General features: G+C 68.6%; 8 protein-coding genes, 2 pseudogenes and 1 CRISPR repeat array. Of the genes and pseudogenes, 3 read left to right on the top strand and 7 right to left on the bottom strand.

The genetic code is table 11. From position 1 onward, the window contains the following. Positions 1 to 3 precede the first annotated feature (3 nt). Positions 4 to 337: a CRISPR direct-repeat array (repeat unit 29 nt; unit sequence CTGCTCCCCGCGCCCGCGGGGATGGTCCC). A gap of 107 nt (positions 338 to 444) precedes the next feature. Beyond that, complete coding sequence (locus ACZ3H8_RS40190; RefSeq protein ID WP_467410240.1) at positions 445 to 2,553, bottom strand: hypothetical protein; 2,109 nt, start codon at positions 2,551 to 2,553, stop codon at positions 445 to 447. 284 nt (positions 2,554 to 2,837) lie between these two features. On the opposite strand from ACZ3H8_RS40190, the pseudogene ACZ3H8_RS40185 reads away from it, so the two are divergent. Continuing rightward, positions 2,838 to 4,074 (top strand): annotated as a pseudogene (locus tag ACZ3H8_RS40185) (IS3 family transposase). 1,030 nt (positions 4,075 to 5,104) lie between these two features. Next, positions 5,105 to 5,797, top strand: coding sequence for a hypothetical protein (locus ACZ3H8_RS40180; RefSeq protein WP_467410237.1), 693 nt, complete (start codon positions 5,105 to 5,107; stop codon positions 5,795 to 5,797). Between the two features lie 107 nt (positions 5,798 to 5,904). Here the strand turns inward: ACZ3H8_RS40180 and ACZ3H8_RS40175 are convergent, their stop codons facing one another. The 6 genes and pseudogenes from ACZ3H8_RS40175 to ACZ3H8_RS40150 all read right to left on the bottom strand — a co-directional run. Next, positions 5,905 to 6,069 (bottom strand): hypothetical protein, encoded by a 165-nt coding sequence (locus ACZ3H8_RS40175; RefSeq protein ID WP_467410235.1) that lies wholly within the window; start codon positions 6,067 to 6,069, stop codon positions 5,905 to 5,907. A 62-nt stretch (positions 6,070 to 6,131) separates the two neighbouring features. Further along, positions 6,132 to 6,737, bottom strand: a complete 606-nt coding sequence (locus tag ACZ3H8_RS40170; RefSeq protein ID WP_467410232.1) for a hypothetical protein — start codon at positions 6,735 to 6,737, stop codon at positions 6,132 to 6,134. A gap of 276 nt (positions 6,738 to 7,013) precedes the next feature. Further along, complete coding sequence (locus ACZ3H8_RS40165) at positions 7,014 to 8,168, bottom strand: DNA cytosine methyltransferase (protein ID WP_467410230.1); 1,155 nt, start codon at positions 8,166 to 8,168, stop codon at positions 7,014 to 7,016. A gap of 89 nt (positions 8,169 to 8,257) precedes the next feature. After that, positions 8,258 to 8,707: a DNA cytosine methyltransferase gene (locus ACZ3H8_RS40160; protein ID WP_467410228.1), complete on the bottom strand. Its 450-nt coding sequence runs from the start codon at positions 8,705 to 8,707 to the stop codon at positions 8,258 to 8,260. Between the two features lie 48 nt (positions 8,708 to 8,755). Next, positions 8,756 to 9,532: a DNA cytosine methyltransferase gene (locus ACZ3H8_RS40155; RefSeq protein ID WP_467410225.1), complete on the bottom strand. Its 777-nt coding sequence runs from the start codon at positions 9,530 to 9,532 to the stop codon at positions 8,756 to 8,758. 196 nt (positions 9,533 to 9,728) lie between these two features. After that, positions 9,729 to 10,091, bottom strand: a pseudogene (locus tag ACZ3H8_RS40150) (deazapurine DNA modification protein DpdA family protein); the annotation flags it as partial. 119 nt (positions 10,092 to 10,210) lie between these two features. Here ACZ3H8_RS40150 and ACZ3H8_RS40145 point away from each other — a divergent pair. After that, positions 10,211 to 11,228, top strand: a 1,018-nt coding sequence (locus ACZ3H8_RS40145) for a tetratricopeptide repeat protein (RefSeq protein WP_467410222.1), incomplete at its 3' end; no start/stop codon positions are given.

The following is an 11,228-nucleotide window of genomic DNA, read 5'->3' as shown; positions in this document are numbered from 1 at the left end:
GAACTGCTCCCCGCGCCCGCGGGGATGGTCCCTGCCCGGGGTGATCGACACCAGAGCGCAGGGACTGCTCCCCGCGCCCGCGGGGATGGTCCCACGAGAAGGCCGCGGCACTGATGTCAGACATCCTGCTCCCCGCGCCCGCGGGGATGGTCCCGCGGAGTCCGAGTCGAGGTCGAGCAGCTGGTGCTGCTCCCCGCGCCCGCGGGGATGGTCCCGTTCCCTCCAGGGCCCTGCCAGCGTTCCGGAACTGCTCCCCGCGCCCGCGGGGATGGTCCCCGCGCATGGACCGGAATGGGCGCCCGATCGGTCTGCTCCCTGCGCCCGCGGGGATGGTCCCAAGCGACCTTCGCCGGCGGAGGCCGTCGACAGGACACGGTGTACTGCTCCGGGCGCTGCCGAGGCCGTTGCTGCCCGCTTGTCGTCCGGCCCGGACGGGGACGGCCGCTAACCGTCCGCCCCGGGCCGGTTGCCGGCCGTGAACGCCTCCTCCACACGATCCTGGAGCCGGGCGTGGCGGAACTGGAAGACGGGCCCCACCGTCCGCAGGACGTGACGTTCGCGAGCGTCCGAGAGAAACCTGACCAGGCGGACCGGAGCCTCGTTCCTCAGGCGCAGCTGGAGGCTCGCGAGGAACGTGCGCCAGGTCACCGATCCGACCAGGCTCAGTGCCAGGCTGAGCAGGAGGCCTCCCACCGTCACCAGCGCGATCCCGGACAGGAATCCGTCGATGAGTCCAAAGATGCGCTGGTGCGCCAGTTCGGCGAGCAGGCCCAGGCATGATCCTCCGATGAGACTGCCAGCCAGGCCGCCGGCGATCCCGGCGGTCAGCGTGTACTGGCGGTCCTGTCTCCAGCAGGAGACGGGATCGATGGGAGTCCGGCTGTCGGCGCTGCGGTTGCTGAGACCCGTGACGAATCCGCCCACCACACCGGCGAGGACGCCGAACACCAGACCGCCGAAAAGCATGACGACGCGGCCATGGGCGAGGAACAGGGCGACGCCTAACGCCAGTCCAAGCGCTCCACCGCCGGCGATCCCAAACAGGAAGTTCTCGCGGACGACGAAGTCCCTCCACTGCAGACGGCCCAACAACTGGGGCGAGTCTCCGGCACGCCCGTACGTGAGTGACATCGTCACGGAAAGTCCCACCACCGCACCGGCTCCCACGCCGGCGGCCGGCCCCGCCCAGGAGAAGCCCGCCGCCCCGGCGAGAACTCCCAGGAAGAGGCAACTGGCCGCCGTTCTCGGCCAGGCCGGCCGCCACCGGGGGACCTGCCACCAGGCGAGGTCGCGGCTTCCCTCGTTGTTCATCCGGTGCGCGATGACGCCGAGCCAGCGCTCGGCCTGGCCGAGACTGTAGCGACTGCGCGGCTGACCCGGCCGGTCGTCGTCATAGGCGGCGGGCAGGACTCGATCGAGAAGGTGGTCCTCCACCGCGGCCCGGTCCGCGAAGCGCTCGGGGGCGAAGCGCTGATCCGCGCGGTAGGTGTCACGCATCAGCGTGAGCATCAGGGGTGTGTCCAGTGCCTGAGCCACTGCGCCCAAAGGGTTCATACGGATGTGCTGCACCAGACCGCGCCAGGCGTCCGGGGGCGGCTGCACCTGGCAGCGCGTCAGGTACTCCGCCGCGTCCTCGGCGCTGACCGGAAGTATTTCGAGCCCGGCGGAGCCGGACAGGGGTCCCGCCGCGGCGACGGCCCTCAGAAGCTCGCCGACGCGGCTCAACAGGACCAGGCGGAAGTTCGCCTGCTCATTCAGCGCCCGCAGAGCCACGGGGCGGACGGCGTCGGGTATCTCGTCCAGCCCGTCCAGAAAGGCGGCGACCCGACCCGCGCCGATGAGTCTGGAGACAAGACCGCCCGCGTGTTCTTCGGACTTTCTGAACATGTAGTCCGTGGCGAGTTGAGTGGCGAGCCAGTCATGCAGCCGCTGGTTCAGCGGGTCCCATCCGCACAGCGTCAGCAGTACTGGTACGGGAACTCTCGCGCGCTCGCCGGGTTCGAGCGCCTCGCGATGGGCGAGGGCGTCGAGCAGCAACCGAATGGCGGCGCCGCTCTTGCCCGCGCCGCCTGCTCCGACGATCACCATCCGCCCGGAGTCCAACGCACCATAGAGGCGGAACAGGTCCCGAACGGTGCCCGACCCCAGATCCGCCGTGGTGATCGGGTCCAGCCCCGGCAGGGGCCCAAACCGCGATGAACCGGCGCCGATCCCCACCGCGTCGGTCGCCGGACCCGATACGGGAAGACTCGACCACGTCCAGCGCACCGGCACGGGGCTTGGATGTATCAGCCGCCGTTCGCTCGCCGCGGCACTCCACTGCGCCTTCACTCGCTCAGCCAGCTCGTCCGCGAAGTCACGCAGTGCCGGTTCGGTGGGTTGCGTCCGGGGCCTCCGGTTCGTCAGCCACAACGCCGCGCTGGCGGCGGGAAGGACGACCGCGGCGATCCCCTGGACGAGCGTGGCCGCGGAGTCCCGGTCATGGGACCGGAAGACGAAGGCCAGGGCGACGAAGACGACGACTGCGATGATCAGCAAACCCACGATGACCATGCAAGTCCCCCTCCTGGCACCGTACCGGGAGTGTGTCAGAGGGTTACAGGCCGTGTCCTTCGATCGGCCGTGCAGCACGTCACGCGATGCAGACAGGGTTACGTCCAGCTGTCACGAATCCCGCTGCTACCAGCGGTATGACGCCTCTACGTCACGCTCGTTGTCCCTCTGGCTGTCCGACTTCGGTGGCAAACGGTCCAGGTTCAGTGTCAGAGGGCAAGAAGGACTGTCCTGTGAGCCGCTCCGGGTCTGATGGAGGCTCGATTCCCTGAGAGGATCGAGTCATGGCACGTCCGTCCCCCTATCCTGCTGAGCTTCGCGAGCGTGCGGTGCGCATGGTTGAGGAGATCCGCCCGAACTACCCAACCGAGTGGGCCGCGATGAAGGCCGTCGCGGCGAAGCTGGGCATCGGCGCCGCAGAGACGGTGCGGACATGGGTTCGCAAATCCCAGGTCGACGCCGGCCAGCGGCCCGGCGTCACCTCCGAGGAGGCCGCGGAGATCAAGCGGCTCAAGGCCGAGAACGCCGAGCTTCGGCGGGCGAACGAGATCCTCAAGGCGGCCTCGGCTTTCTTCGCGGCCGAGCTCGACCGGCCGTCGAAGCGCTCGTAGCGTTCATAGACGCGCACCGCCAGGTGTTCGGAGTCGAGCCGATCTGCCGAGTCCTGACCAGCCACGGGCTGAAGATCGCGACGAGCACCTACTACGCGGCGAAGAGCCGCACCCCCAGCACCCGGTCGGTCCGCGACGCGGAGCTGAAGACGCAGATCAGCCGCGTCCACACGGACAACTTCAGTGTCTACGGGGTCCGAAAGGTCTGGCGGCAGCTGCACCGCGAGGGCATACCAGTGGCCCGCTGCACTGTCGCCCGGCTGATGCGCGACCTCGGTATCCAGGGCGCCCGACGCGGGAAGAAGATCCGCACCACCATCCGGGACGACGGCCACGATCGGGCCTCCGACCTGCTCAGGCGCGACTTCACCGCGTCCCGTCCGAACGAGCGGTGGGTGGCTGACTTCACCTATGTCGCCACCTGGTCCGGGATCGTCTACGTCGCGTTCGTCGTGGATGTGTTCTCCCGGGCGATCGTGGGCTGGTCCGCCGCCACCAGCAAGCGGGCCAAGCTCGTCCTCGACGCCCTCGACATGGCCCTGTGGCACCGCGACCGCGCCGGAACTCCCGCTGGACCAGGGTTGGTTCATCATTCGGACGCGGGCAGTCAATACACGTCTTTCGCGTTCACCGCGCACCTCCTCGACGCCGGTATCGATGCCTCGATCGGCACCGTCGGCGACGCCCTGGACAACTCGCTCATGGAATCCCAGATCGGCCTCTACAAGACGGAGTTGATCAAGCCCCGCAAGCCCTGGCACGGCCTCGCCGACGTGGACTCGCCACCGCGGAATGGGTCGACTGGTCGCCGACCCGCAGCACGGCCCGTAGTTCGTCATCCACGCCCTGGCTCCCGACGCCACCAGCGCCACCTGCAGGCCCTTGTCTCCCCAGGTCCCGAGCGTCGTGAGCGTCGCCGCGCAGTTCACCGTCCGTGACGACACGAGCCGTTCGAGTTCGCCTCGACTGGAGACCTCCGCCTTGCCGAAGACGGCCTTGAGATGGTCGCGCAGCCAGGAGTTGCCGAGGTCGGCAAGCTTCCCGGCCAGCTGGCGGCCGGCGGCAGAACTCACCACGATCATGCGGCCCGTCGAGAAACTCACCACGGCTCCTTCCCGCCCCACCCGACCCGGCGAGGAGCGGGAAGGTGCCGACCACCGGCTGCTGCTCCGCTCGGCAATCGGCTTGGCCGCGCAGTGCGCAATGCCGTGCTCGCGATCCACTGGCGGCCGACTGCGCAGCCTTACTGCACACTCCGGCAAAGGGACTGCGCGCGCCGTGACGGCGCCTTGCTTGTCGCCCAGCGCACTGCGCAATCGTGGTGGGACCGCTGAGCCAGAGGTCCCCCGATCGGTCCGCGGACGCGACCATTCCGCGGGCCGCCATCGACTGCACAGCCTTCGGGAGACTCTGCGCGGCGACCTCACCCCACCGGTCCGGCGCGCTGAACAGTCGGGCGAACCGGGCCCGCGACCGCACAGCGCGCCCTCTCGCGGACGCTACGTTCCGTCACGCAGAGCCGAGGACAGAGACAAGCCCCGGCGATCTGCGTAGGGCGGATCGCCGGGGCGAGATCCGTCGGACACTTCGGGAGGCACGAGTGCGCCCGTCGTGCACCCGACGATCGGGCTCACTCCTTGGCGGTGCCCCGCATCCTTGCCGCGCTGCCCATGTCGACCGGAGCAATGACACCGATCTCGGCGTGGACGTGGTACAGCCCTGACTCAAGGAGGGTCAACCGACGGAATGCTTTGACCTGCTGGTTTGCTCTGATTCTCGGGTGCGGATCCCGTGTTGGGGTGAGGAGATTCCTGGATGGTTGGGGCCCCGCCAGCTGCTGCCGAATCGGGTGGTTTCCAGGGGCCGTCAGCAACTTGCTGACGTTTCGGGGGCATTGAGGAGCTGTGCTGAAGCCAGAGCCGTTGGGTCCAGTCAAGGTCGTGGAGATCGTGGCGCAGATTGCGGAGCGCCACCGTGGTGATGGGCGGCTGTCTGAGATGCCTGAGCCCGAGCACTCCCGCGCCGTCGCTGAGTTCGTCTTGACCCTCGCGAAGAAGCCGCACCATCGGGACGTCGCTGACGCGCTCACGCTCGTACGCGCCGAGCGATTGGAGCTCGACAGCCTGGAGCTGCGACTTCTCCAGGCCGGCCGCCGGAGTGGAATGAGCTGGCGAGCACTGGGTGCCGTCATTGGCATCCGTTCCCGGGCGGGCGCGCATAAGCACGCCAAGCGTCTCGAGGAGGAAGTCACTGCGGCGCGGCTGCACCTGCCGGTGGAAGTGATCCGTGGTGGCACGGCCGGGCCCGTGCAGCTGGCCGAACTCCAACAGATCGCCCGGGCTCTGATCGAGCGATGGTCCGAGCTGCTGACGGACGACGACATCGACATCTGGTATCCGGGCATCGTCGACCTGGTGGAGACCGCACAGACGCACACTCAGCAGGTCAGTCTTGCCGCGCAGGTCATCGATGCTGTCGGCGAGATCGATGACCTTGCCGCCCGCCTGCAACAGCAGCCCGCTTCCACCGAGGCGGCGCTGTTCGTACTGCAAGCCGTCCGCGCTTTCCGCGACCGTCGTCGCACCGCCGTTCCCGCGCCCAGGCGTCAGCAGGATGCTGACGCATCCGCCTGACCAGCGAAGTGGGAAACGATCACATCGAGCGTGGGAAATGATCAACGCAAGGCTTTCGTCACCCCGCACACCGCATTTCGGTGAGCCAGGAGGGTGAAAGGAAGGTCCTACGAAGGCGTGGGTCCTACGAGCAAGGTCAGCTTCTTGATGCGCTCTACCAGGAAGTCGCAGTTCATTGACCAGGTGCCGTTGATCGCCCTGTCCTGCGCCTCCGTCAGGTCTCTCCACAGCCGGTCAAGTTCACCCCGGATGGCCGCTTCGAGGACTTGCACGCGCTGGGTATCGCTGACGGGGTGATGCCCTCACGGTTCGGTGGTGTCGGGCGGGCAGCGTCCTACTTGGCGGCCTCGCGGATCTCGCCGAGAAGACGCTGCACCTGACGCTCGGAGATGCCCTCAGCCTCGGCGATCTCTTTCACGGGCACCTGGCCGTCGGAGGAGTCCTCCAGCATCGCGCGGATGCGCTCCTTGCGCTCTTCCTTCCGCGCGATCCGCTTGGCGGAGGGGTCGAGCGGCTTGCCTGTTCCCTCGGGGCGGCCGGCACCTGCACCCTCGCCGGGACGCTGGTCGGGCCACTTGAGGATGGTGCGCCGGTACCAGTGCGCCACCCCGCACACCTCCTTGTCCGGCTTGGGGGCGTAGCCGTGGTTGATGTAGCTGCGCCAGGCCTCCGGCTTCAGCTCGATGCCCAGCTCGGTGAGCACCTTGCGGGCCTCCTCCCGGTCCAGCAGGTCCTCGGGAGACTCCTTCTCAGGCAGCTCCGGGACGTCCTGGTCGGTGAGGTGCGCGTCGATCTGCTCGGCGTCCCAGATGAGAGTGCGTGCGCCTTCCCGGCTGATCGGGTCGGGCAGCTGCTGGGCGGCGCCGCGGGGCAGGGCCTTGAGGCCCTTGCGCTTGGCGACGTCCGCGGTGCTGAGGGGGGTGCGGCCGGCGCGGATCATCTGGTTCTCTCCTCGGTTGGTGCCGGCGGCTGTCGCCGGCGTAGCTGCGGGGTCACGTTTCGGGAGTCGCACTGCAGGACCACCTGCGGTGCGACTCAAATAAATGTACACCATTTATCTGTGGAGTGTGAAGGGTGGGCGCCGTCGCGGGGGCCGCGGCGGGTGTGCCACGGCCCCAGCACGGCGTCGAGCAGGTGATTCAGTTCAGGCTGGGCTGCAGCTGCTGGGCGAGCCAGTAGGCGACGTTGACTGGCACGGCGTTGCCGACTTGCCTGGTCAGGCCTTGGTCTTGAGGCTGATCATCTGGACTTCGCAGTCGTCGACGGTGCGGCCCGGTTTCACCAGCATGTGGTGATTTCCTTCGGCGGTGATCGCGCAGATCTCCTCGTTCAGGGACTGGACTGTGCAGTGATTGCGCAGGACCACCAGGAACGGCTCGTCCCCGAAACGCTGCAGGCCGATGGCGACCTTGCGGCGGGTCTCGTCCGCGTAGGGAGTGAACGTCTTGCGGTTCGCCCGTCCGTCGCCGAAGCGCCGTCCGGGCAGGGTGAGGTCGATGTGGTCGCGGATCGGCCGGGTCACCGGCTCGACGATCCGGTGGCAGCGTGCGTGGGGGCAGATGTATTTGTACTGGCCGTAGATGCCGATCTTGCGGGCTCCGGTCTTGTCGAATCGCTTCGCCCATGCCTGCACGCCCTGTACCGGGCCGCACTCGGGGCACAGGCAGTCGGGGCGCGGCCGCAGATCGGGCAGCGGGAGGCCCTTCTTGACGAAGACGAACACGATGCGGTGCCGGTGCTGCGGCGCGGCCTCGTTGTCCTCGCCGGAGATGTGCGCGGCGTCGAACGAAGCGATCAGGCCGTCATAGCCCATGGCGTCCCACACGTTCAGCCACGCCTCGAACAGCTGCCAACGAGTGGCGAAGTCGGGGACGTTCTCCCCGCAGACCACGTCGTAGCCATGCACCTCAGTGGCCCGGATCAGATCCCACGCCGTGGCGCGGGTCCGGGACCACTGCCCCGTGCGCGCCTTGCCGTCCTTCGCGGCCTGCTGACTGGCGGTGGAGTTGCGGCCCGCGGGGCTGACCTCCTTGCAGATGGGTGATCCGACCAGAACGCGTGAGCGGGGGATGTCGCGGAAATCGAGATTGTTGATGTCGCACCGTTCGTAGCCGACGGTCGGGAAGTTGGCCTTGACGGTGTCGATCGCAGCCTGGGCGTGGTTGGCGGCGAAGACCGGTTCGTAACCGGCGCCCATGAACCCCAGTAGGTCGCCGCAGCCTCCGGCGAACAGGTGCGTACTGGTCACGCCGCTCAACGAACTCAGCGCGCGCGGGCGAGATTGGGGCAGCGCTAGGGCCCGCGGTGAGGGCTTCTCGCCCCGGATCCGCAGGGCGGCGGTCGGCAGGTGGTCCTGAACGTAGTGGGCCATGTCAGCTCCCTTGGGGCGTGGTCTGGGAATCTCGCGAGCCACCGGCGGTGGGGCCAACCGCCGCCGACGACTGCAATGAAGGGGGGCGTTCAGCTGAGGCTGGGGAGAAGACGCTTGCCGAGCCAGTGCGCCACATTGACCGGGACGGCGTTGCCGACCTGGATGTACTGCTGCTCGACGGTCCCGCTCAGGGTGTGCGTGATGGGGAACCGCTGGACCCGTGCCGTCTCGGCGGGGCGGAGCATCCGCAGCGTGCAGTCCTCGACTCTGGCCGCGGGACGGACGAGGGTGTGATGCGGCTTGCACACGACCGTGGTGAGAGGTGCCGACGTGAGGCGCGGCAGGGTGTCCCTTCCGATGTGCACGATCAGGTGCTGGCTGGTGTCCGGTTCAGCCAGGTGCCGGACCTCCGGGTATCGGTTCAGGGCGGCCTCCACCAGGGCGAGTGTTGATGCCGGGTACGGAGTGAACGTCGTCCGGTTCGGCTTGCCGTCGCCGATGCGCTGGCTCGGCAGGTTCCAGTCGATGACGCTGGACACTGGGTCGGTGACCGGGGTGACGACGCGGTGTCCGCATGACCGGTGGGGTCAGACATAGAGGTACTGCTGGCCGTACGCGCCGACATCGCGAACTCCGGGCCTGTCGAACCGTCGGTCCCACTTCTGGATGCCTTGGACCGGCCCGCACTCGGTGCACAGGCAGTCGGGGCGCACCCGCAGGTCGGGCAGCGGCAGGCCCTTCTTTGAGAACACGAACACGATGCGGTCGCGCACCTGCTGGGCGGCCGGGTTGCCTGGGCCCCCGATGTGGGCGGCATTGATGGAAGCGATCTGAACGCTCTTGCCGAGGTCGTCCCACGTTCTGAGCCACGCGTCGGCGAGGCTCCAGCCCGTGAGGAAGCCGGGGACGTACTCCCCGCACACGATGTCGAAGTCGTGCACCTCGTCAGTCCGGACCAGGTCCCACGCGGTGAGCCGGGTCAGCGGCCATTCGTCCTTCTCCTGGCCGTCGTCCCGTGCGGCGTCGTCGAGGTCGTCCTGCCGCTTGGGGGCGGCGTTACCCCCAGCAGGCGTGGCTTCTTTGCAGATCGGTGAACCGACGGCGATGGACGTCCTGCGGAGGGTGCGGAAGTCAAGGGTGTGGATGTTGCGGCGCAGTGCCCGCACTCCGTCGAAGTTGGCCCGGATGGTGGCGACGGCGGACGGTTCGTGATTGGCCGCGGTCACCGGTGAGAAACCGGCTTCCAGGAAACCGCGGAGGTCTCCGCCGCCCCCCGCGAACAGGTGCGTGCTGGTCGGGCCGCTCATGCCGACGCCTCCTGGTGGGCTTGTCGGCTCGTGGGCGGGGTGCTCGGTGTGGGCCATGGCGGCCTCCTTGCTCGGGAGTGATTCGGGTGTCGGTCGGGCGGCCGACCTTCCGGACATGATTAATTCTAGCACAATTAATTGTACTTGTGGGAGGGAATCTCGGAGGCCCGCGGGGCCACCGAGCCGGACCACTCGACGGCGAAACCTCGTCGGAGCCGCTGCAGGCATCCATCAGGGAGAGTTGGCGCCATCCGGGGGGAGTGCCCATCACCCGGGCACGCCAGCGCAGTGCGTAGCGCAGGCAGTTCTGGCATTTCTCGGCGCGGTGGGTGCAGCCGGCCAGGCGGGGCGCGCGCCGGGCTCCGGTCGACCAGGCCATCGAGTCGGCGGAGGCGAGCAGGTGACCGTACTTGGCAATTCCTGAGAGCTTGACCCCGAAGCCATGCAGCGCCAACGCGCGGTCGGCGAACGTGGTGACGATGGCGCCGATCTCCCCGGTGGCCTGGCGCCGGCAGACGGAGCCGAGACCAACGATGGGCTCGGCGGCCAGGTCCACTCCGGCGCCTTCGTACAGCTCCGCGCATTCGAGGTAGCTGGCCAGGGTGGAGCCCTGCAGGACGGCGCGTACGTATGTTCTGAGCGGACAGCCTCTTGTCGTGTGCCGCCCGCGCCGTCACCCTGGACTGGCCGGCGGGGGAGCCGGTCACGTGGTGCACCGGCGGGGGGCGGCGGCGTATGTCCGAGCCGGACATGGTGTGGGTCGCCAGCGGCGGGCCGCGCGTGCAGGCCTTGGTCGAGGAGGTGCGCTCGAGCTCTCCGCAGGATGCGGAGCGGATCATGACGCGGCTGGCGGGGACGGCCGCGGACGAAGGGCCGACCACGTGGAATCTGTACGCGGCCCTCCTCGGGGAGTCCCGCCGGTTCACAGAGGCGCAGCGGGAGTTGCGAGCGCTGGTCGGGCAGCACCCCGAGCATGTCGAGGGCTGGCTGAACCTCGCCTCGGCCCACTTCTACCAAGGTCGCCTGCAAGAGGCGCTCGACGCGTTGGAGCGCTGTCCTCACGTGTCGGGCGCGCCCGGCAGTCACCTTGTCAGTTCCCGGAAGCAGGCCCTGCGCACGTACATATCCTCCATGGCACGCGATCGGGAACTGCTCGAACTGCGCGTGGCCGTACTGCGGGAGCGGGCGGCACACGGCACCGCGCGCGACGGAGACCCGGCCGCGCTGGCTCGGGCCCTGGGCACGCTGTGGAGCACGCCACACGACCGTGCAGTTCCAGCTGAACAAGTCGTCGAGGCGGCCCGGCAGGCACACGCCGCCGACCCGGCCGACGTGGAGATGCTGGAGCTGTTGGTGGCCGCTCTGCACGAGGTGCGCCAGCGGACGCGACCACAGCGGTCGAAGAAGGGTGAGGAGGACGAGTTCGGCGAAGCCCTGCGCAGACTGGAGCGCCTCGCGCCGCACTCACGGCTGCTCGAGGCCCTGCGGCCCGTGCCCCTCACGGAGGCGGAACAGGCGGCGTTGGCTCAGCAGATGCAGACGCAAGTGGACGAGCTCATCGCCAACGCGATGCAGGGAGATGCCGAAGCAGCGAACGGCGTACGCAAGTTGACCGAGTGGTTCCCCGACGAGCCCTTGAACCGGATGGTGCTGATGATGCTGGCGATGCGTGACGGCCTGGCCGACGGGGATTTGACCGAGGCGGTGGCGCTGGCGGACGGCCTGGCCGACGAACCGGACGAGCGCCACGAGA

Source organism: Streptomyces sp. NPDC002868 (assembly GCF_055563295.1).
This window is presented reverse-complemented; position numbering and strand designations above follow the sequence as displayed.